Annotated in this window: 19 protein-coding genes; 10 read left to right on the top strand and 9 right to left on the bottom strand. The window is 62.8% G+C overall.

The genetic code is table 11. The features are described 5' to 3' along the window. Nucleotides 1–6 precede the first annotated feature (6 nt). From P3T17_RS36320 to P3T17_RS36295, 6 genes are all read left to right on the top strand, one after another. Nucleotides 7–357, top strand: a complete 351-nt coding sequence (locus P3T17_RS36320) for a PP0621 family protein (RefSeq protein WP_074262528.1) — start codon at nt 7–9, stop codon at nt 355–357. Then, nucleotides 354–950 carry a 1,6-anhydro-N-acetylmuramyl-L-alanine amidase AmpD gene (gene ampD / locus P3T17_RS36315; protein WP_429411761.1) on the top strand — a complete coding sequence of 199 codons (597 nt, stop codon included), beginning with the start codon at nt 354–356 and terminating at the stop codon, nt 948–950. The genes P3T17_RS36320 and ampD overlap by 4 nt, the downstream gene beginning before the upstream one ends. Nucleotides 951–1,478: 528 nt before the next feature. After that, a complete protein-coding gene (locus tag P3T17_RS36310; RefSeq protein WP_429411759.1) occupies nt 1,479–4,493 on the top strand; it encodes a ribonucleoside-diphosphate reductase subunit alpha in 3,015 nt (1,004 codons plus the stop codon). Nucleotides 4,494–5,014: 521 nt separating this feature from the next. Continuing rightward, nucleotides 5,015–6,271 carry a ribonucleotide-diphosphate reductase subunit beta gene (locus P3T17_RS36305; RefSeq protein ID WP_429286636.1) on the top strand — a complete coding sequence of 419 codons (1,257 nt, stop codon included), beginning with the start codon at nt 5,015–5,017 and terminating at the stop codon, nt 6,269–6,271. Between the two features lie 102 nt (nt 6,272–6,373). Then, complete coding sequence (locus P3T17_RS36300) at nt 6,374–6,691, top strand: hypothetical protein (protein ID WP_429411757.1); 318 nt, start codon at nt 6,374–6,376, stop codon at nt 6,689–6,691. A gap of 30 nt (nt 6,692–6,721) precedes the next feature. Next, nucleotides 6,722–7,288 carry a histone H1-like DNA-binding protein gene (locus P3T17_RS36295; protein ID WP_074262523.1) on the top strand — a complete coding sequence of 189 codons (567 nt, stop codon included), beginning with the start codon at nt 6,722–6,724 and terminating at the stop codon, nt 7,286–7,288. Nucleotides 7,289–7,431: 143 nt separating this feature from the next. Here P3T17_RS36295 and P3T17_RS36290 read toward each other — a convergent pair whose 3' ends face one another. From P3T17_RS36290 to P3T17_RS36250, 9 genes are all read right to left on the bottom strand, one after another. Further along, nucleotides 7,432–8,370, bottom strand: coding sequence for a carbohydrate kinase family protein (locus P3T17_RS36290; protein ID WP_429286635.1), 939 nt, complete (start codon nt 8,368–8,370; stop codon nt 7,432–7,434). A gap of 142 nt (nt 8,371–8,512) precedes the next feature. After that, the gene (tpx, locus tag P3T17_RS36285; protein WP_074262521.1) at nt 8,513–9,013 is read right to left on the bottom strand and encodes a thiol peroxidase; all 501 of its coding nucleotides are present in this window, start codon (nt 9,011–9,013) and stop codon (nt 8,513–8,515) included. An 80-nt stretch (nt 9,014–9,093) separates the two neighbouring features. Continuing rightward, on the bottom strand, nt 9,094–10,329 hold the full coding sequence (locus P3T17_RS36280) for a zinc-ribbon and DUF3426 domain-containing protein (protein WP_429411755.1): 1,236 nt from the start codon (nt 10,327–10,329) through the stop codon (nt 9,094–9,096). A gap of 48 nt (nt 10,330–10,377) precedes the next feature. Beyond that, nucleotides 10,378–11,280 (bottom strand): 50S ribosomal protein L11 methyltransferase, encoded by a 903-nt coding sequence (gene prmA / locus P3T17_RS36275; protein ID WP_429411753.1) that lies wholly within the window; start codon nt 11,278–11,280, stop codon nt 10,378–10,380. A gap of 3 nt (nt 11,281–11,283) precedes the next feature. Further along, nucleotides 11,284–12,651 (bottom strand): acetyl-CoA carboxylase biotin carboxylase subunit, encoded by a 1,368-nt coding sequence (gene accC, locus P3T17_RS36270; RefSeq protein ID WP_074262518.1) that lies wholly within the window; start codon nt 12,649–12,651, stop codon nt 11,284–11,286. 111 nt (nt 12,652–12,762) lie between these two features. Further along, nucleotides 12,763–13,230 carry an acetyl-CoA carboxylase biotin carboxyl carrier protein gene (gene accB, locus P3T17_RS36265; RefSeq protein ID WP_074262517.1) on the bottom strand — a complete coding sequence of 156 codons (468 nt, stop codon included), beginning with the start codon at nt 13,228–13,230 and terminating at the stop codon, nt 12,763–12,765. A 70-nt stretch (nt 13,231–13,300) separates the two neighbouring features. Next, complete coding sequence (aroQ, locus tag P3T17_RS36260) at nt 13,301–13,756, bottom strand: type II 3-dehydroquinate dehydratase (protein WP_074262516.1); 456 nt, start codon at nt 13,754–13,756, stop codon at nt 13,301–13,303. 194 nt (nt 13,757–13,950) lie between these two features. Continuing rightward, complete coding sequence (locus P3T17_RS36255; RefSeq protein WP_429411751.1) at nt 13,951–14,502, bottom strand: TlpA family protein disulfide reductase; 552 nt, start codon at nt 14,500–14,502, stop codon at nt 13,951–13,953. Between the two features lie 10 nt (nt 14,503–14,512). After that, nucleotides 14,513–15,166 carry a UDP-N-acetylmuramate--alanine ligase gene (locus P3T17_RS36250; RefSeq protein WP_074262514.1) on the bottom strand — a complete coding sequence of 218 codons (654 nt, stop codon included), beginning with the start codon at nt 15,164–15,166 and terminating at the stop codon, nt 14,513–14,515. A gap of 232 nt (nt 15,167–15,398) precedes the next feature. Here P3T17_RS36250 and mpl point away from each other — a divergent pair, with 232 nt between their 5' ends. From mpl to aroE, 4 genes are all read left to right on the top strand, one after another. Then, on the top strand, nt 15,399–16,838 hold the full coding sequence (gene mpl / locus P3T17_RS36245; RefSeq protein ID WP_429411749.1) for a UDP-N-acetylmuramate:L-alanyl-gamma-D-glutamyl-meso-diaminopimelate ligase: 1,440 nt from the start codon (nt 15,399–15,401) through the stop codon (nt 16,836–16,838). Next, on the top strand, nt 16,835–17,434 hold the full coding sequence (locus tag P3T17_RS36240; protein WP_074262512.1) for a YqiA/YcfP family alpha/beta fold hydrolase: 600 nt from the start codon (nt 16,835–16,837) through the stop codon (nt 17,432–17,434). The genes mpl and P3T17_RS36240 overlap by 4 nt, the downstream gene beginning before the upstream one ends. 138 nt (nt 17,435–17,572) lie before the next feature. Beyond that, on the top strand, nt 17,573–19,696 hold the full coding sequence (locus tag P3T17_RS36235; protein ID WP_429411747.1) for a ribonuclease catalytic domain-containing protein: 2,124 nt from the start codon (nt 17,573–17,575) through the stop codon (nt 19,694–19,696). Further along, complete coding sequence (gene aroE / locus P3T17_RS36230) at nt 19,693–20,637, top strand: shikimate dehydrogenase (protein ID WP_429411745.1); 945 nt, start codon at nt 19,693–19,695, stop codon at nt 20,635–20,637. Before P3T17_RS36235 ends, aroE begins: the two co-directional genes overlap by 4 nt. The last annotated feature ends 5 nt before the right edge of the window (nt 20,638–20,642 follow it).

The raw sequence follows: 20,642 nt of genomic DNA, 5'->3' as shown, positions 1-20,642 counted from the left end.
CGCTTCATGCGACAAATTTTTCTGCTGATCCTGATGTTCGTCATCGGCCAATGGCTGGTGAAGGCGCTGCGTCGCTCCGACGCGCAAAACGCACAGCGTACCGGCGCGCCCGGTGGTCCCGCGGGTGGGTCTGCAGGCGGCCGCGCTTCCAGCAACGGAGCCGGAGCGACGGCAGGCGGCGGTGCGCAGGCCCGTGCGTCGAGACCCCTGCAACTGCCTGAGCCGATGATCCGCTGTGTCGAGTGCGGCGTGCATGCGCCGGCGAGCGATTCGATTGTCGTGGCGGGCGAGCCGTTCTGCTGCACCGCTCACGCGCAACGTCGCGCTGCGCGACCGACGGGCCGCGACGCCCGATGAACGGTGGCTTCACCGTCGACGCCGATGGCTGGGTGACGAGCGCGCGCAAGCTGCCGTCGCCGAACTTCGAGGCGCGTCCCGCAGGCGCGGTGCCGAGCCTGATCGTGGTGCACAACATGAGCTTGCCGCCCGGCGAGTTCGGCGGCACGGCGATTGCGGACCTGTTTCTGAACCGTCTCGACTGCGACGCACACCCGTACTACGACACCCATCTGCGTGGCGTGCGGGTCTCCGCGCATTTCGTGATCCATCGCGACGGTGCGCTTGAGCAATATGTCTCGTGCGAGCAGCGTGCATGGCATGCCGGTGCGTCGAACTTTTTCGGCCGCGAGCGCTGCAACGATTTCTCGATCGGCATCGAACTGGAAGGCAGCGACGCAACCGCATTCGAAGCGGCGCAATACGAGACGCTGGGAGCGCTCGTGAAAGCGCTGATGCTCCGCTATCCGGTCGAATCGCTCGCCGGTCACTCGGACATTGCACCCGGCCGCAAGACCGATCCTGGGCCCCATTTCGAGTGGTCTCGCCTGCAGCGCGACACACATCTCGCGGATCAGTACTTCCCCTATCTAAAGTTTTCCAAAACGCGGTAACGACCCTCCGTCCCCATTTGCGAGATAGGTGGAGAGCCAGGCCCAGCCTCGTTTTCCGGGCCATGCATGAGCGCATCGCAAGCGCAAAAGTCAACCCCGTAAGGCGAAATAAATCAATTTGCGCTGTCCCGAAACTCCACTATACTTGGTGCTAGGGGTTCAGTTTTGCACTATATGTTGTGTGTCCTGTGCATAACCATGTGAATAACTGGGTGCATAAGTTATGCGGTGTCCCGCTCTGTAGCGGGGCGCCGTAAGCATTCCCGACAGCAAAAATATTCCTGCGGTGCAGCCGGAGAGACCGCCGGCCGCGTCCAGAAAGAAGCATTCAGGAAAGGGGCTTAGCAAGTGATCGCGACACGGACAATGAAGACCATCAACAACTCGAATCTGGCTTCATTGCTGTCGCATCCCGCCACCTGGCTCAGCCGGTCTTTTTCCTGCACCTCATCGCTTGCGCTGGCGGCGCAGCGTTCGTATTAATCCGCGAATTCTCTTCGCACACTTCCAGGACCAGGAGCTTTGCACATGCAAACCACCGATAACGCGTCGACCCGGTACGAGGGCGCAACCGCTGGCCAGAACTTCGGCGGCCAGGTGCCGGGCACGCAGGCGCTCGCGCCGCAAGCGACCTTCGCTGACTACAAGGTGATCCGCCGCAACGGCAGCGTAGTGTCGTTTGAGCCGTCGAAGATCGCCATCGCCGTGACGAAGGCCTTTCTGGCCGTCAATGGTGGGCAAGGCGCGGCGTCGGCACGCGTGCGCGAACTGGTCGAGCAACTCACGCAAAGCGTGGTGCGCGCGCTGCTGCGCAGCCGCCCGAACGGCGGCACCTTCCATATTGAAGACATCCAGGATCAGGTCGAACTTGCGCTGATGCGCGGCGGCGAGCACAACGTCGCTCGTGCGTACGTGCTGTATCGCGAGAAGCGCACTCAGGAGCGTGGCCATGACGCGGTCGAAGCGCCGAACGGCTCGCTCGGCCTCACCGTCACCGACGGCGGTGTGTCGCGTCCGCTGGATATGGTGGCGCTGCGCGGCATCATCGAATCGGCCTGTGCAAACTTGGGCGACGCGGTGAGCGCCGAGCCGATCGTCACGGAAACGGTGAAGAACCTGTACGACGGCGTGCCGATGAGCCAGGTCTACGACTCGGCCATTCTCGCTGCGCGCACGATGATTGAAAAAGATCCGGCGTACAGCCAGGTCACCGCACGCATTCTGCTGCATACGATTCGCCGCGAAATCCTCGAAGAGGAAGTCACCCAGGCGCAAATGGGTGAGCGCTACGCCGAGTACTTCCCGACCTTCATCAAGCGCGGCGTGCAAGCCGAGCTGCTCGACGAGAAGCTGCAACAGTACGATCTGAAGCGCCTGGGCGCCGCGCTCGACGCCGATCGCGACCTGCAGTTCGGCTACCTCGGCCTGCAAACGCTGTATGACCGCTACTTCCTGCATCACGACGGCGTGCGTATCGAAATGCCCCAGGCATTCTTTATGCGTGTAGCGATGGGCCTGGCGCTGAACGAGATCGACCGCGAAGCGCGCGCCATCGAGTTCTACAACGTGCTGTCGAGCTTCGACTTCATGTCGTCCACGCCTACCCTGTTCAACTCGGGCACGCGCCGTTCGCAACTGTCGTCGTGCTACCTGACCACAGTGGACGACGACCTCGACGGCATCTACGAAGCGCTGAAGGAAAACGCGCTGCTGTCGAAGTTCGCCGGCGGTCTGGGCAACGACTGGACGCGCGTGCGTGCGCTCGGCTCGCACATCAAGGGCACCAACGGCAAGTCGCAAGGCGTCGTGCCGTTCCTGAAGGTGGTCAACGACACGGCTGTCGCCGTGAACCAGGGCGGCAAGCGCAAGGGCGCGGTGTGCGCGTACCTGGAATCGTGGCACCTGGATCTCGAAGAATTCCTCGAGCTGCGCAAGAACACCGGTGACGACCGTCGCCGCACGCACGACATGAACACGGCGAACTGGATTCCCGACCTGTTCATGAAGCGTGTGCACGAAGGCGGCGACTGGACGCTGTTCTCGCCGTCCACCTGCCCGGATCTGCACGACAAGTTCGGCGCCGAGTTCGAAGCAGCTTACACAGCTTACGAAGACAAGGTCGCGCGCGGCGAGATCAAGCTGTTCAAGAAGATCCCGGCGGCGCAACTGTGGCGCAAGATGCTCGGCATGCTGTTCGAAACCGGCCATCCGTGGATCACGTTCAAGGATCCGTGCAACATCCGTTCGCCGCAGCAGCACGTGGGCGTCGTCCACTCGTCGAACCTGTGCACGGAAATCACGCTGAACACCAGCGACACCGAAATCGCCGTCTGCAATCTGGGTTCGGTGAACCTCGTCGCCCACCTGAAGACTCAGGCCGACGGCACGCTGGTGCTCGACCACGACAAGCTGAAGCGCACCGTCAGCGTGGCCATGCGCATGCTCGACAACGTGATCGACATCAACTATTACGCGGTTGCCAAGGCGCGTAACTCGAACCTGAAGCACCGTCCGGTGGGTCTGGGCATCATGGGCTTCCAGGACTGCCTGCACCTGCTGCGCACGCCGTACGCGTCGCAAGAGGCGGTCAAGTTTGCGGATACGTCGATGGAAGCGGTCTGCTATTACGCCTACTACGCGTCGACGGAGCTGGCGCAGGAACGCGGCCGTTACTCCAGCTACCGCGGTTCGCTGTGGGATCGCGGCATCCTCCCGCAAGACACGCTGAAGCTGCTGGCCGACGCGCGTGGCGGCTACGTGGAAGTGGATTCGAGCGAGTCGATGGACTGGACGGAGCTGCGTTCGCGCATCGCAACGTACGGCATGCGCAACTCGAACTGCGTGGCGATCGCGCCGACGGCGACGATCTCCAACATCATCGGCGTGTCGGCCTGCATCGAACCGACCTTCCAGAACCTGTATGTGAAGTCGAATCTGTCGGGCGAATTCACGGTGGTCAACGACTACCTGGTGCGCGACCTGAAGGCGCGCGGCCTGTGGGATGAAGTGATGGTCGCCGACCTGAAGTACTTCGACGGCACGCTCTCGCGCATCGACCGCATCCCGGCCGACCTGCGCGCGATCTACGCGACGGCGTTCGAAGTCGACGCCACGTGGCTGGTCGAGGCGGCCTCGCGTCGTCAGAAGTGGATCGACCAGGCGCAGTCGCTGAACATCTATATGGGTGGCGTGTCGGGCAAGAAGCTGGACGAGGTCTACAAGCTCGCCTGGTTGCGCGGCCTGAAGACGACCTACTACCTCCGCACGATGGCGGCGACGCACGTCGAGAAATCGACGGTGGCGCACGGCGCGCTGAACGCGGTGAGCTCGGGCGGCGGTGAAGGTGCGGGCGGCGCGGGTGGTATCGGCGGCGGCGCTGCAGGTGGCTTCGGCGTGAGCGGTGGCGCAGCGTCGGGCGGTCTGCAGGCGGCAGCAGCAGCGGCGCCGGCAGTCGCAGTCGAAGCGGCGCCTGAAGCCGATGGTCCGGTGTGCATGATGCGTCCGGGCGATCCTGGCTTCGACGAGTGCGAGGCTTGCCAGTAATCGTTCAGGGTCGATGCCTGGCTTTCGCCAGGCGTCGACCCGATTTCGACCGGGCACTTGTCTTGCGATCAGCATCAGCGAGAAGCAGCAACAAACAGTAACGAACAGCGGCACGCACTACCAGGCAACCCCAGGCGCTCGACACGAAGAAGCGCGCAGCACGCGAGCAACATACGAGCAACACGCACTCGCCAGCTCTCACGACTCATTGAACTTTGCCTTGCTCGTGCTGACGAACTAGCAACAGCCAAGGCAACGTGCAAAAGCCAGGCAGTACATCAGGCAACACAACACAGTTTTCAGAGCATCGGGATCGCTTCGATTCGATGTTCTCTCGAGAGAGCGAAGCACTTCGACAACACATGTTTGGGTCACCTCACATGAGGTATCAGAGACAGTCTGTTGACCAAAGTGTTGTATGAAGGTCGCAACGCGAATCGAAAACAGGATTTTTCATCAGCGAACTCTTTTATCGCTCGTGAAAAGATGGTACAAACCGTTCTAAATTGATGGTGACATTTATGCTCAACTGGGATGACGAGATCACTGCCGTAACTCCCTCGAGCGCTACGCAACTGAATGAGTTGCGCAACGCCTCGGGATCGGCTGTCGGTACGCAAGTCGGAACGCGTGCCCCTCATCAAGCTCCCTCGGCCCAGGAAATCTTCGCGAACGACATCGCTGTCGCTCCCGTCGCCACCCGTGCCGCTACTCCATCTACCGCTCAAACCTCCGCCGACACATCCGCCGCCGTCTCCGAAGCGCGCGTGAATGTCGCCGACAAGCGCATCATCAACGGCCAGACCGACGTCAATCAGCTGGTGCCGTTCAAGTACAAGTGGGCGTGGGAGAAGTATCTCTCCGGCTGTGCGAACCACTGGATGCCGCAGGAAATCAACATGTCCCGCGACATCGCCCTGTGGAAAGACCCGAATGGGCTGACCGAGGACGAGCGCCGCATCGTCAAGCGCAACCTCGGCTTCTTCGTGACGGCCGACTCGCTCGCCGCCAATAACATCGTGCTGGGCACCTACCGCCACATCACGGCGCCCGAATGCCGCCAGTTCCTGCTGCGCCAGGCATTCGAAGAGGCGATCCACACGCACGCCTACCAGTACATCGTCGAATCGCTGGGCCTCGACGAAGGTGAAATCTTCAACGCGTACCACGAGGTTTCCTCGATCCGCGCGAAAGACGAATTCCTGATTCCGTACATCCACGTGCTGACCGATCCGGCCTTCAAGACCGGGACCGTCGAGGCAGACCAGACGCTGCTGCGTTCGCTGATCGTGTTCGCCTGTGTGATGGAAGGGCTGTTCTTCTACGTCGGCTTTACCCAGATCCTGGCGCTTGGCCGTCAGAACAAGATGACCGGCGCGGCGGAACAGTACCAATACATCCTGCGCGACGAGTCGATGCACTGCAATTTCGGCATTGACCTGATCAACCAGATCAAACTCGAAAACCCGCACTTGTGGACGGCTGAGTTCCGCGCGGAAATCCGCGAAATCTTCAAGCAAGCGGTCGACCTTGAATATCGTTACGCAGAAGACACGATGCCGCGCGGGGTGCTCGGCCTCAATGCGTCGATGTTCAAGAGCTATCTGCGCTTCATCTGCAACCGCCGTTGCCAGCAGATCGGTCTCGATCCGCTGTACCCGAACGAGGAAAACCCGTTCCCGTGGATGAGCGAGATGATCGACCTGAAGAAGGAACGCAACTTCTTCGAAACGCGAGTGATTGAATATCAGACCGGCGGTGCGCTGAGCTGGGAGTAATCCCGGGTGCGCTGCGGTTGAACGCAGTTGGAATGCGAACTCTTTGATGGGGATGCCGCCGGCCGAGCCCGCGGCAGTTATGGTTAGGAGCAGAACCGCCTGATGCAAAGCGTGCCCGGTGCCTTAGCGGCCCACAAACATGATAGGCACTTTGCGAACCCTTCAGTGGGATGGGCAGACTTCCCCCCGGAAAAAGCCGCTGGCCTGACGGCCGGCGGCTCGATCAAACGATTGCCGGCGTCGAGATCCGACGCTGACTGGACTTGGCGCGCGGTGCCCGATGGCACGGCGCGCCTTACCGTATTCATTAGCGTAAGCGCGCAGCACCTGCGTACGCCGATGAATAGCCCGCTTCGTAGTGCGCGCCCTGAGAAGCGTCCGCGGGAAGCGGGTTTTGACGAAGGGTGTAGTTTGAACTGACTCTCATCTGAAAACCTGAAGGAGAAAATGATGGCAACTGCAAAAAAAGCCGCCGCTAAGAAAGTCGCTGTGAAGAAGGTTGCAGCGAAGAAGGCAGCACCGGCAAAGAAGGCCGCAGCGAAGAAAGTCGCAGTGAAGAAGGTTGCTGCGAAGAAAGTCGCTGTGAAGAAGGTTGCAGCGAAGAAGGCGCCGGCTAAGAAGGCCGCTGTGAAGAAGGTTGCAGCCAAGAAAGTTGCAGTGAAGAAGGTTGCAGCTAAGAAGGCAGCACCGGCAAAGAAGGCAGCAGTAAAGAAGGTTGCAGCGAAGAAGGTTGCCAAGAAGGCAGCACCGGCTAAGAAGGCCGCTGCCAAGAAGGCGCCTGCCAAGAAGGCTGCCAAGGCCCCCGCGAAGAAGGCCGCCAAGGCCCCTGCGAAGAAGGCTGCGAAAGCCCCCGCTGCGCCTGCCAAGAAGGCTGCTGCTCCGAAGAAGGCTGTTGCCAAGAAGGCTGCACCGGCACCTGCTGCTCCCGCTGCAACGAGCGCAGCACCGGCAGCTACGGTGAAGACCGCGTTGAACCCGGCTGCAGCATGGCCGTTCCCGACCGGCAGCCGTCCGTAACTGGCTGAGTCGTTAGGCACATTTCGATGTGTCCGATGATTGAGTAGCCCTTCAGTCTCGCTGCTCAATCACCGTCCCGTCGCCGGGTTTCCGGCGGCGGGATTTTTTTTGCCCGCTGTGTTTCGTGCGCGGGCGCTTTGGCGTTACGTCAGATCGTAGCCAAATGCCTGCTTGAACCGCTCGTTGATCTCTGCCCGGGTGGGCGCATAGTTTTGCGGTCCGAGATGCTCTATCTTGAGCGTGCCCATCAGGCCTGCGAGACGGCCCGTAGTGGCCCAGCCGAGCTGCTTCTCGATACCGTAGAGCAAACCGCCGCGGAAGGCATCGCCGCAGCCGGTCGGGTCGAGTACCTGCCTGGCCGTGACGGGAGGGATCTCCTCAATACCGCCCGCGTGATGGATTTGCGAGCCATGCTCGCCGCGCGTCACGATCAGCGCTTCGACCTTTGCGGCAATTTCTTCGACTGACCAGCCGGTCTTGTCGCTCACCAGTTTGGCCTCGTAGTCGTTCACCGCCACGTAAGTGGCGAGCTCGATCATGCGGCGTAGCGTTGCGCCGTCGAACAGCGGCAGCCCCTGGCCCGGATCGAAGATGAACGGCACGCCGGCAGCGGCGAGTCGTTCGGAGTGCTGGGTCATCGCGTCGTAGCCGTCCGGTCCTACGATCGCGAGCGTGATGTCTTTCGCTTCGTCAGCGTGGTTCAGATGTGCCTGCATCATCGCGCCGGGGTGGAAGGCGGTGATCTGATTGTTTTCCAGATCGGTAGTGATCATCGCTTGCGCGGAGTAGGTGTTCTCCAGCACGAGCACGTGCTCGCGCGAGAGGCCCAGCTGGTCGAAGCGATCCAGGTAGCGTTGTGCGTCGACCGCGCCGAGCGCGCCCATGATGCGTGCGTCGCCGCCCAGCAGATTCAGCGAGTAGGCCATGTTGCCGGCGCAACCCCCGAACTCGCTGCGCATGGTCGGCACCAGGAAGCTCACGTTGAGGATATGGACCTGCTCGGGCAGGATGTGCTCCCGAAAGCGGCCCTCAAAGGTCATGATGTTGTCGTAGGCGAGCGAGCCGCAAATCAGCGTAGCCAAGGCGAGTAGTCCTGTAGAAATCTGCAAAGATAAAACACGGGCGGCGCTCCCGGACCCGCGCGCTTCGCGCACCGCATAAACCGTGCGACGGATGCGAAAGCGCCGCGCAAAAAGGCGCGGCGCGGGTCCGGGTGCTGGACGCTTACTTCAGTGCGTCGAGTGCCGCGTCGTAGTTCGGTTCGTTCTTGATCTCGCCGACGAGCTCAGCGTGAACCACATTGTCGTTCTCGTCGATGACGACCACGGCGCGCGCCGTCAGGCCGGTCAGCGGGCCGCTCGTCACGTCGACGCCGTAGGCCTGCGCGAACTCGTGACCGCGGAAAGTCGAAGCGGTCGAGACGTTTTCGATGCCTTCGGTCGTGCAGAAGCGCGTGGCCGCGAACGGCAGATCGCCCGACACCACGATCACGGCCGTATTCGACAGCTTGCCTGCGGCCTCGTTGAACTTGCGGGTGGAGGTGGCGCAGGTCGGCGTGTCGAGACTCGGCACGATGTTTAGCACTTTGCGCTTGCCGGCGAAATCGGCGAGCGTGACCGGCTTCAGATCCTTGCCGACCAGCGAGAACGCAGGCGCCTTCTGGCCCACGGCCGGAAACGTGCCGGCGACTTCGATCGGGTTGCCACCCAGCGTGACTTGACTCATGTTGTGCTCCGAAGATTTATCAGGGATTGACGGTGAACGCGCCCGCTGTGTCGCGGGCGCAAGAAAACTGCGGCTTATGTTCAGGGGTAGAAGATCTGTACGCGGAAATTCGATGCGACTGCGTTGCCGGTATCCAGGTGAACGACCATGGTTTGCGTCGTGCGTGGCGGCAGGCCGGCTGCGATCGGCGTGCCGGGTTTGACGTAGTCCTGCGGCCACAGTACACGGCGCACGGCGACGTTGTTCTGATCGTCGAGCAGCGTGAGTTCGATAGCCGGATAGGCGAGCGCGACGTTGTAGCGGTTGCGCAGCGGCATCTTCAGCTCGAGCTTGTGCGGCCCGTCGATCTGGCGGAGATCGGACGGCTCGACCTGCAGGCCATCAATATCGTGCGGCGGCATGACGGTGCAGCCAAGCGGCGCACAAACCTGTGCATAGAGCGCTTGCGAGGCCGGCCAATCGACCATGATGAGTTCGCGTTGCCACCAGGCGAGCTGCGCGAGCAGACCGAGCAACAGGATGAAAGCAACCAGCGCGCCGAAGATCGTCCAGCCGATGCGGCGTGGCGGGGCCGCACGCGTCTCGCGGATCACCTGGAACGGATCGGCTTCATCCGCCGGCGGATTGGTGGCGAAGGGCGTGGCGCTGGCAGTGGCAGCGGCGGTACCGAAATGCGGTTCGTGGTCTGGAGCGGCGCGTAGCGTTTCAGCGGCGGCATGCGCGTCCTGCAAGGCAGGCTCGTCGTCCGCGCGATGTTCCGGCTGACGCCATACCGGCGCAGGCTCGGGTGCGACCTCGGGAGTGGCCTCGGACACGAGTTCCGGTTCTACCTCGGGCGCCGCGTGGGACACGAAGTGATCGTCATCCACGCTGACCGGTTCCGGCTCGGCCGCAAATACGGGTTCCCGATGATCGGCAGCATCCCGCTCCGAGGCGTGCCACGGGGTGACAGCGAGGTTGCCGGAGACAGGCGCCAGCGGCAGGTTGCTTGCGTTGTGCAGCAAGCTCTGATCGATGACGGCGTCGGCCCGCGGTGCCCACGGGTCCCATGCCTCGGCGCTGAAATTCGGCGCTTTCGGGCGCGGGGCCGGCGCGGGGGCCGCACTCGAAGCCGGGTTCAACGCAGTCACGGCTGCCGGAGAAATCGGCGTGGCCGTGGCGAAGTCGCCGCCCTCGGCGGTCTCATACAGACTACTCGATGCGTCGAACACTTCCTGGCAATGCCCGCAGCGCACAAGGCCGCGGCGCAGCGCGAGCTGCGCCGGCTGAAGCCGGAAGACCGTTTCGCAGAAAGGACAGCGCGTCGCCAGGAGCATATTGAGCCGATTGGCCGCAGGGCCGGTGGTTGGACAATACGTCTTATTCTAATGGCTTTCCCGACGCGTTCCCGTCAGGCATACCCAACCTTCGTGTTCACGCCATACGGCGATGTCGATCCACTGTTGATAAACGCGCGCGACTTCATCGGCCTGGCGCGCCAGAATCCCCGACAGCGCAAGGCGTCCACCCGGCTTCACCTTCGACGATAGCATCGACGCCATCAGCTTGAGCGGATTGGACAGGATGTTGGCGACGACGATATCGAACTCGCCGGCCGGGCAGTTTTCGGGCAAGCCGTAGATGACTTCGGCGCGGTTACGCTCGCTGTTATGGCGAGCCGATTCGACGGCTTGCGGGTCGATGTCGATACCGTAGACGGGATTCGCGCCGCACTTCTTTGCCAGGATCGCGAGAATGCCGGAGCCGCAACCGTAGTCGAGCACCGACAGGTTCGGCTTGACCGACTGCTCGAGCCATTCCATACACAGGCGCGTGGTCGGATGACTGCCGGTGCCGAAGGCGAGACCCGGGTCGAGTTCGAGCACGAGCGCATCGGGGTCCGGTGCATCGTGCCATGACGGCACGACCCAGATGCGTTCGCCGATTGGAATCGGATCGAACTGCGACTGCGTGAGCCGCACCCAGTCCTGTTCTTCGACTTCACGCACGCCGAACGTAGGCGCGGGACTTAAACCCAGTTCGTTCGCGGCGGCGGTCAGCAGAACCGCCGGCTCGTGTTCCGGCGCCAGCAGCGCGATCACGCGCGAATGCTGCCATGCCGTGCGATCAGGTGTGAGACCGGGTTCGCCGAAGAGCGGCTGCTCGTCGGGCGTATCGGCATCCGCATCTTCCACCGACACGGACAACGCGCCGAGCTCAAGCAGCGCGTCGGACAGTTCCTCCGCGTGCTCACGTGCCAGCTCGACGATCAGTTCCCGGTAACTCATGGCTTACGCTTCTTCCGGCGCGGCCTGCTGCTTTGCGGCCAGACGGTTTTCGAGGTAGTGAATGCTGGTGCCGCCCTCGACGAACTTTGCGTCGAGCATCAGCTCGCGGTGCAGCGGGATGTTGGTCTGAATCCCTTCAACCACCATTTCCGACAGCGCGATGCGCATCCGCTTGATAGCCTGCTCGCGCGTCGCGCCATAGGCGATCAGCTTGCCGATCATCGAATCGTAGTTCGGCGGCACGAAGTAGCCGTTGTACGCGTGCGAATCGACACGGATGCCGGGGCCGCCCGGCATATGCCAGGAGGTCAGGCGTCCCGGCGACGGCGTGAACTTGAACGGATCTTCGGCGTTGATCCGGCATTCGATTGCATGGCCCTTGAACACGATGTCGCGCTGGCGGAAGGCGAGCTTTTCGCCGGCCGCGATGCGGATCTGTTCCTGGACGATATCGACACCGGTAATCAGTTCGGTCACCGGATGTTCGACCTGCACGCGCGTGTTCATTTCGATGAAGTAGAACTCGCCGTTTTCGTACAGGAACTCGAACGTGCCCGCGCCGAGATAGCCCATCTTCTTGCAGGCATCCGCGCAACGATCGCCGATCCGGTCGATCAGGCGGCGTGCAATTCCAGGCGCCGGCGCTTCTTCGATCACCTTCTGGTGACGGCGCTGCATCGAGCAATCGCGCTCACCCAACCAGATGGCGTTCTTGAACGAATCGGCGAGGATCTGGATTTCGATGTGCCGCGGGTTCTCCAGGAATTTCTCCATGTAGACCTGCGGGTTGCCGAAAGCGCGGCCGGCTTCTTCGCGCGTCATGTTGACCGCGTTGACGAGCGCCGCTTCCGTGTGGACCACGCGCATGCCGCGGCCACCGCCGCCGCCAGCTGCCTTGATGATCACCGGATAGCCGACCTGGCGGGCAATTTTCACGATCTCTTTCGGATCGTCGGGCAACGCGCCTTCAGAACCCGGCACGCAGGGCACGCCGGTTTTGATCATGGTCTGCTTGGCCGTGACCTTGTCGCCCATCATCCGGATTGTTTCCGGGCGCGGGCCGATGAAGGTGAAGCCGGACTGTTCGACGCGCTCGGCGAAGTCGGCGTTCTCGGAGAGAAAGCCGTAGCCGGGGTGGATCGCTTCGGCGTCGGTGACTTCGGCCGCGCTGATCAGCGCCGGCATGTTCAGATAGCTCAGGTTCGAAGGCGCCGGGCCGATACAGACGGCCTCGTCGGCGAGCTTCACATACTTGGCTTCTTTGTCGGCCTCGGAATAGACGACGACCGTCTTGACGCCGAGTTCACGGCAGGCGCGCTGAATTCGAAGCGCGATCTCGCCGCGATTGGCAATGAGAATTTTTTCAAACATAGCGGATTTTCGACTCATCAATGGGCGCCGCAGGGTAGCGGGAGCCTCAGAGGATCGGTCGCGCACCCCGTTCCTGCAGGTGCGCGGACGGCAAACGCAAAGCGTGCCGCGTTAGCCGACCACGAACAGCGGCTGACCGTATTCGACGGCTTGCCCGTTGTCGACGAGGATTTCCTTGACCACGCCGGACTTGTCCGACTCGATCTCGTTGAGCAGCTTCATCGCTTCGATGATGCAAATGGTCTGGCCTTCCTTGACCGTATCGCCCACCTGGACGAACGCCTCGGCACCCGGCGACGGCGCGCGATAGAACGTGCCGACCATCGGCGAGGTCACGACATGGCCTTGCTGTGCGACGGGGGCGGGCGTTGCCGGAGCAGCCGGCGCTTCAGCGGCGGGGCCTGCTGCGGCCGGCGCCGGCGCGGCGTACTGCGGTGCATAGGACGCGGACGGCTGCACGTAAACCGGCGGCGCATTCTTGACGATGCGGACCTTGCCTTCACCTTCAGTCACTTCCAGTTCCGAAATGCCGGACTCGGAGACGAGGTCGATCAGAGTCTTCAGTTTACGTAGATCCATTGGGCACATCCCCTTTCAATACATGAAGTGCCGGCGGCGTTGCCTGCCGGCTAAAAGTAGTTTGTTGGAATCAGCCGCGCGACGAGCCGGCGGCGAGCCGGTCCAGCGCGAATTCGAGCGCGTACAGATATCCCTTCCAGCCGAGGCCGCAAATGACGCCCTCGGCCTGGTCGGAGAAATACGAGTGATGCCGGAACGGTTCGCGACGATGCACGTTCGACAGATGAATCTCGACGAACGGGATGCCGACCCCCGCCAGTGCGTCCCGAACCGCCACGCTGGTGTGCGTGTACGCGGCGGGATTGATCAGAATGAAATCGGTTTTTTCGATCCGTGCGGACTGGATGCGATCGACCAGGGCGCCTTCATGATTGCTCTGGAACGACGCGAGTTCGACACCGGCGTCCGTTGCACGGTCGGCCAGCGCCTGATCGATCTGCGGCAGCGTCACGTGACCATAGACCTCCGGTTCCCGGGTACCGAGAAGATTGAGGTTAGGTCCGTGCAGTACCAGCAGTCGCGTCATGGTCGCTTCTATTTCCGTGGAGTTGGGCGCACTTTAGCGCTGATTAGAGAAACTTGTCTAGTTTCACGCGCACGACGCTTGATCTGGACGGTCCTCGGCGGATCGTCCGTGCCCGCATCTTCCGGCAATTTTATGCAATTTGCACCCAATGCGACCCGTTCCGGCCGCAATTAACCGTTAGGCGAATGTCAAATTCAGAGCGTGTCGAGGGTATGTTTCAGCTCGTCCGGCTGGATTTGCCCTAATTTTGTCGAGCGAACGTTGCCTTTTGCGTCGATCACGACGGTGAACGGCAAGCCGCCCGCATTATTACCGAAGGCCCGGGCGAGGTCCGCACCGCCAAAGCCGATCACATAGACGGGGTAGTCCACCGGCACCTTCTGCAGAAACGCTTTCACGTTTTTGTCCGAATCGACGCCAAGTCCGACGAACTCGATGCCTTTTTTCGCGTATTCGCGATGCAGTTGGGCGAGCGACGGCATCTCTTCCACGCACGGCCCGCACCACGAAGCCCAGAAGTTGACCACCACCGGGTGTCCCTTGAGCAGGCTGAGCGACTGCGGTTTGCCATCGGCATTGGTGACGGGGGCCGCCCACAACTGTGCGACGGCGTTTTGCGGAGCCGGCTGAGCGGCCTCCGCGACTTCCATCCCGCCTGCGTTGAGCGCGCTGCGGCCCGCGAATACGCCCGCGCCTGCTGCGATCAACGCTACGAACGCACTTGCCACAATCAACTTGGTCTTCATTATTGTCCGATCAATTATTGGGGGAGGTGATGCCGTCTTTATCGAGCAATGCCTGCACGGCCTGCACGCTCGCGCGGGCGTGGCGGCCGCGCGCATCGGCACGCACCGCGCCGCGCAAGTCGTCAGTGCCGTAAAGCGCCACGTGGATGCCGACCGGCTCGTCGCCAGGCGTTGCCCGCTCGGGGCGCCACAGGAAACTCAGCGTTTCGACGTAGCCGCGGCCCGCGAAATGGCGCGTCTCCGACACGTCGTATTGCACGTTGGCATTGAGGAAATAGATCGCGACGTCTTTCGGGTTGTCGCAGAACGCCTGCAGATAGACATCCGAATGCTCGCCCGCGGTGCCGTTGAGCACCGCGCCGGTCAGATAGGGATTAAATGGGGCGAGCCGCTGCATCCAGTCCAGCGCGACGCCGCGCAAGCGGCGCAGCACCACTGGCTGGCTGTCGCCCTGAAAAAGCGACTGGTATTCGCGGATTTCTTCCTCGATCTGGTCGTTATCTGGCAGCCATTCACCAGCGACACGTGTCTCCCCGACGACTTGCCGCGCAGCTTTGCGCTTGGCCGTCGAGTAGTCCAGACCGTCCTCGGCGATCATCCGCGCAGCGGCGATGGCGATTTCCTCGCGCACCCGCTGCGGATCGAAATGTGATTTGCGAACCATCTCACAATCATACTAGAGATTGAAGTGCGGCCTTTTCGCGCCGGGCGGTCTGTTCCGCGCCGGGGTGACCGGCGTGAAGTCCGCCCGGCGGCCCTGAACGGCTGGGCACGTCCGCGCGGCGTAGGGCATTCGGAGGGCGTCGGTTACAATAGCGTCCTTTGCAGACGGACCTTTTCGGCCCCTCCTGCGCACCTCCTCCCACGCAAATACGCCCGCGCGGCACGACAGGCTTATGCACATCCACATCCTCGGCATCTGCGGTACGTTCATGGGCGGTCTCGCGGTACTCGCGCGTGGCGCCGGGCATACGGTGACCGGCTGCGACGCCGGTGTCTACCCGCCCATGAGCACGCAGCTCGAGGCCCAGGGGATTCGTCTTATAGAGGGTTACGGCGCGGAGCAGGTCGATCTGAACCCCGATCTGTTCGTGATCGGCAACGTGGTTTCACGCGGCAATCCGCTGATGGAAGCGATTCTCGATCGCGGCCTGCCGTATGTGTCCGGCCCGCAGTGGCTCGGCGAGCACGTGCTGAACGGCAAGTGGGTGCTGGCTGTAGCTGGCACGCACGGCAAGACCACCACGAGTTCGATGCTCACCTGGCTGCTCGAGGATGCGGGGCTGAATCCGGGGTTTCTCATCGGCGGTGTGCCGCTGAACTTCGGCATCTCGGCGCGGCTGACCGATTCGAGCTTCTTCGTGATCGAGGCCGACGAGTACGACACGGCCTTCTTCGACAAGCGTTCGAAGTTCGTCCACTACCGGCCGCGCACGGCGGTTCTGAATAACCTCGAGTTCGATCACGCCGACATTTTCCCCGATCTCGCCGCTATCGAGACGCAGTTCCATCATCTGGTGCGTACCGTGCCGGGCATTGGGCGGATTGTCACCAACGGTCGCGAGGACGCGCTTGAACGCGTGCTTTCGCGCGGCTGCTGGAGCGAAGTGGAGCGCTTTGGCGTGCAGGGCGGTTGGGAAGCGCTGCCGGCTGAAGACGGCGTGCCCGTCGACGAGCGCTTCGCGGTGTATCACAACGGTGCGCGTGTCGGGGTGGTCGACTGGCAGGTGCAAGGCGAACATAACCGCATGAATGCGATCGCGGCGATCGCCGCGGCGCGCAGCGTCGGCGTGCCGCCCGCGCAGGCCGCGCAGTCGCTGGCGAGCTTCCGTAATGTGAAGCGCCGGATGGAAGTGCGCGGCAGCGTCGACGGCGTGACGGTCTACGACGACTTTGCGCATCATCCCACCGCCATCGAAACGACCGTCGCCGGTCTGCGGACACGCGTCGGCCGCGAACGCACGCGCATCCTCGCCGTGCTGGAACCGCGTTCGAACACGATGAAGCTCGGTGTGATGAAGGCGCAATTGCCGGCGAGTCTCGCGGATGCGGATCTGGTGTTCGGTTATGGCGCGCCTACCGGACGCGACGCGCTGGGCTGGAATCTCGGCGAGGCGCTGGCGCCGCTCGGCGACAAGGCGCAGGCCTTCGACAACCTCGATGCGCTCGTCAAAGCGGTTGTGGCAGCCGCCCGGCCTGGTGATCAGGTGCTGGTGATGAGTAATGGTGGCTTCGGTGGTGTCCATCAGAAGCTGCTCGATGCGCTGTCGGCGCGGCTGGTTCAGGCGCGGCCGGCTGAGGCGCGGCCCGATTCAACCGGACGGGGCGAGGCGTGATCCTCTATCTGCACGGCTTCCGCTCGTCGCCGAATTCGTTCAAGGCACGCGTGATGGCGACGCGTCTGGCCGAACTCGGCCGCTCGGCGGAATGGTGCTGCCCGATGTTGCCGGTGTCGCCGCTCGAAACCATCGCGCTGGCTGAATCGCTGGCCGCCAGGGCAGCAACGCCGGTGACCGTGATCGGCAGTTCGCTCGGCGGTTATTTCGCCACGCATCTGGCCGAAAAACACGGCTGGCCAGCGGTCCTGCTGAATCCGGCGGTCGTGCCGCAGCGCGATCTTAGCCAGTATCTCGGCGAGCAGCCGCTGTGGCATGGTGGCGGCAGCATCGTCGTCGAACCGCATCATCTGGACGAACTGCGGGCACTGGGTGTCACCGCCATCACGCGGCCCGAACGCTATTATTTGATTGCAGCGACCGGTGACGAAGTACTCGATTACCGTGAGATGCTCGCCCACTATCCGGGCGCACGCACGACGCTGATCGAAGGCAGCGACCACGCAATCAGTGAATTCGAGCAGTACGTCGACGACGTGCTGGCCTTTTGCGACGCAGAGGATCTGGAACCGCCGGCGCCACGCGCGGCGGCCTGATCCGGTAATGCATTGATTCATGCCGCCGGCGCCCAACACGAGCGCGGCGGATCTACCACCACGAACACGTTGCCGACGCGCAGGCCGGATTCAACCGCCAGGCGCTGCGGCAGATGCAAGTCAGAACGAGAGTATTGAGTGAACGTTTTCTTCGAGGAATCGGGCAGTTTCAAGGCGGGCAGCGTGCTGTCGCGCCAGGGCGATGCATTCCAGGTGGAGTTGCCGGGCGGACGGCGCACGAAGGTACGGTCAAAAGACGTGCTGATCGAATTCGAGAAGCCGAGCGCCGGCGATCTGATCCAGCAGGCCGACGCTGCTGCGCAGGAGATCGATCTGGATTTCCTGTGGGAGTGCGCCCCCGAGGATGAATTCCCGTTTGCGACGCTGGGCGCCGATTACTTCGGCGCGTCGTTCGGTCCGGTGGAGCGGGCGGCGCTGGTGTTGCGGATGCACAGCGCACCGGTGTACTTCCGCCGCAAGGGCCGCGGCCAGTATCAACGCGCGCCGGAAGAGCAGCTCAAGCTGGCGCTGGCCGCGCTCGAACGCAAACGTCAGCAGGGGTTGGTGCAGGCCGGGTATGAAGAGGAGCTGAAGGCCGGCCGTCTGCCCGAAGTCTTCGTCGGCAAGGCGCTTGGCCTGTTGACCAAGCCTGACAAGAACACCATCGAATACAAGGCGCTCGAAGCTGCCGCGGCGGCGCGCGGCATTTCGCAGGCGCGACTGATGCTCGAATGTGGCGGCATTCCCTCGGCGCGCGCATTGCATGAAGCACGCTTCCTGTCGGAATTCTTCCCGCACGGTACGGGTTTTGCGCCCGTAACGGTCGGCGCTGTGCCGGAGGACTTGCCGACAGCGGACGTACAGGCGTTCTCGATCGATGACGTCACCACCACCGAAATCGACGATGCGTTCTCGGTCGAGCATCTCGCGGATGGCCGCGTGCGCATTGGCGTACACATCGCGGCGCCGGCGCTGGGCATCCAGCGTGGCGACGAGGTGGATGGCATTGCCCGCACGCGTCTGTCGACGGTATATATGCCGGGTGACAAGATCACGATGCTGCCGGACAGCGTGGTGGAGGCGTTCACGCTGGCTGAGGGCGGCCTGCGGCCGGCGCTCTCGCTGTATGTGATTGTCAATCGCGAGACGCAGGAAATTGTGGCAAGCGAGACGCGCGCCGAGCGCGTCTTCGTGAAGAACAATCTGCGCCACAACACGCTGGACGAACTGGTCACCGAAGAGGCGCTTGCCGCCGGTAGCGGCGAATATCCGCATAAGGAAGACATTGCGGTGCTGTGGCCGTTCGCGCTGGCGTTGTTCGAGAAGCGCCAGCAGGCGCGCGCGGGCTATGGTTTGCGTCGCGAAGTGCAGCGCAATACCGACTTCAATTTCTACGTGGACGGCGAGCACATCACGATCACGCCGCGCCGCCGCGGTTCACCGCTCGACACGATCGTCGCCGAGCTGGCGATTCTGGCCAATTCGTCATGGGGCGCATTCCTGCATGACCACGGCGTGCCGGGGATTTACCGCACGCAGCGGGCGTTCGGCGCGCCGACGGGTCCGAAGCGCACGCGTATGCAGACCACCGCCGCGCCGCACGAAGGCCTTGGGGTGACGCAGTATGCGTGGAGCACGTCGCCGCTGCGCCGTTATGTGGACCTGGTCAATCAATGGCAGTTGCTCGCCTGCGTGCAACATGGCGTGACCGCCAAGCTGGCCGCACCGTTCAAGCCGAAGGACGCCGATCTGTTTGCTGTCGTGCAAGGTTTCGACGACACGTATTCGGCCTATGCCGATCACCAGCGCCGCATGGAGTACTTCTGGTGCTTGCGCTGGTTGAAGCAGGAGAACAGGAAGCAGGTGGTGGCATCGGTGGTGAAGGACGACCTCGTGCGGCTTGAAGAGATTCCGTTGCTGTTGCATGTGCCGGCGCTCGGGGTGCATGCGCGCGGTACACGCCTGTTGATGGAAGTGATGTCGATCGACGAGCTGACGGTCGAAGCGTCCGTGCGAATGCTGCACGTGCTCGACGCGCCGACGGTCACGAGCGGTACGGAAGCGGAAGAGGCTGACGAGGGCGAAGAAGAGGTCATCGACGCCGCGGATGACTCTGCGGAAAGCGAAGCGGAAGCTGCGGCGGAAGCGTCGGGAGAAGCTGAAGGCGAGGCCGACGCAGATTCCGCGGAAAACAGCGGCGCAGGCACTGACAACGGTGAGGCGGCGCCCGCCGATCAGCACGTGGCGGAGCCTGGGCAATGAGTCAAACGGCTAACGCGGCTAACTTCGGCGGCGGAGCCGCTGCTGCTGCTCAGGCGAGCTCAAGTGCGTCTGGGCAACTAACGGCATCCGGTGTGCGCGACCGCTACGCAGTAATCGGCAATCCGGTTAGCCACAGCAAGTCGCCGTTCATTCATGCACGCTTCGCCGAGCAGACTGGCGAACCGATCGAATACACCCATTTGCTGGCGCCGATCGATGCGTTTGTGCCGCACGTACGCGCTTTCATGGAAGCCGGCGGATGCGGGCTCAACGTCACGGTGCCGTTCAAGCTGGACGCCCACGCGTTGTCGACGACGCTGTCGCCTCGCGCCGCGGCAGCCGGTGCGGTGAATACCTTGCGCTTCGATGCTGCCGGTATCCACGGCGACAATACCGACGGCTTTGGGCTTGTGCGCGACATCGAAGTGAATCTGGCTACGCCACTCAAGGGTGCTCGCATCCTGCTGCTGGGCGCAGGCGGCGCGGCGCGCGGCGTGGTGCTGCCGATGCTGGAGCGCGCACCGCACACGTTGACCATTGTCAACCGCACCGCCGGGAAGGCCAGTGCGCTGGTCGACCAGTTCAGCGCGGCGGCGCAGGCGGCCGGTTGCCGTTTGAGCGGCGGCAGCGCAACAGCGATCGAGCCAGGCGCTTACGACGTCATCATCAATGCAACCGCCGGCAGTCTGGATGCCGCGTTGCCCGAGTTCGACGACGGCGCATTCGGCAGCGGCACGCTTGCCTACGACATGATGTACGGCGCGCAGCCGACCGTGTTCATGCAGCATGCGCAAACGCTGGGCGCGCGAGCGGCGGACGGCTTGGGCATGCTGGTCGAGCAGGCCGCCGAGTCGTTTTATATCTGGCGTGGCGTGCGTCCTGACGGCGCGCCGGTGCTGGTGCAATTGCGTCAGATGTTGTCTGCACCGGGCGCAGCGTGACGATG

The organism is Paraburkholderia sp. GAS82, from assembly GCF_050436285.1.
GTDB classification, from domain to species: Bacteria; Pseudomonadota; Gammaproteobacteria; order Burkholderiales; family Burkholderiaceae; genus Paraburkholderia; species Paraburkholderia phenazinium_B.
The sequence above is the reverse complement of the archived record's forward strand: the minus strand, read 5'-3'. Positions and strand labels throughout refer to the sequence as shown.

Excerpts from the sequence above, each read along its gene's own strand:
- P3T17_RS36320 (WP_074262528.1), top strand. The coding sequence starts at position 7 with ATGCGACAAATTTTTCTGCTGATCCTGATGTTCGTCATCGGCCAATGG.
- ampD (WP_429411761.1), top strand. The coding sequence starts at position 354 with ATGAACGGTGGCTTCACCGTCGACGCCGATGGCTGGGTGACGAGCGCG.
- P3T17_RS36310 (WP_429411759.1), top strand. The coding sequence starts at position 1,479 with ATGCAAACCACCGATAACGCGTCGACCCGGTACGAGGGCGCAACCGCT.
- P3T17_RS36305 (WP_429286636.1), top strand. The coding sequence starts at position 5,015 with ATGCTCAACTGGGATGACGAGATCACTGCCGTAACTCCCTCGAGCGCT.
- P3T17_RS36300 (WP_429411757.1), top strand. The coding sequence starts at position 6,374 with ATGCAAAGCGTGCCCGGTGCCTTAGCGGCCCACAAACATGATAGGCAC.
- P3T17_RS36295 (WP_074262523.1), top strand. The coding sequence starts at position 6,722 with ATGGCAACTGCAAAAAAAGCCGCCGCTAAGAAAGTCGCTGTGAAGAAG.
- tpx (WP_074262521.1), bottom strand. The coding sequence starts at position 9,013 with ATGAGTCAAGTCACGCTGGGTGGCAACCCGATCGAAGTCGCCGGCACG.
- P3T17_RS36280 (WP_429411755.1), bottom strand. The coding sequence starts at position 10,329 with ATGCTCCTGGCGACGCGCTGTCCTTTCTGCGAAACGGTCTTCCGGCTT.
- prmA (WP_429411753.1), bottom strand. The coding sequence starts at position 11,280 with ATGAGTTACCGGGAACTGATCGTCGAGCTGGCACGTGAGCACGCGGAG.
- accC (WP_074262518.1), bottom strand. The coding sequence starts at position 12,651 with ATGTTTGAAAAAATTCTCATTGCCAATCGCGGCGAGATCGCGCTTCGA.
- accB (WP_074262517.1), bottom strand. The coding sequence starts at position 13,230 with ATGGATCTACGTAAACTGAAGACTCTGATCGACCTCGTCTCCGAGTCC.
- aroQ (WP_074262516.1), bottom strand. The coding sequence starts at position 13,756 with ATGACGCGACTGCTGGTACTGCACGGACCTAACCTCAATCTTCTCGGT.
- P3T17_RS36255 (WP_429411751.1), bottom strand. The coding sequence starts at position 14,502 with ATGAAGACCAAGTTGATTGTGGCAAGTGCGTTCGTAGCGTTGATCGCA.
- P3T17_RS36250 (WP_074262514.1), bottom strand. The coding sequence starts at position 15,166 with ATGGTTCGCAAATCACATTTCGATCCGCAGCGGGTGCGCGAGGAAATC.
- mpl (WP_429411749.1), top strand. The coding sequence starts at position 15,399 with ATGCACATCCACATCCTCGGCATCTGCGGTACGTTCATGGGCGGTCTC.
- aroE (WP_429411745.1), top strand. The coding sequence starts at position 19,693 with ATGAGTCAAACGGCTAACGCGGCTAACTTCGGCGGCGGAGCCGCTGCT.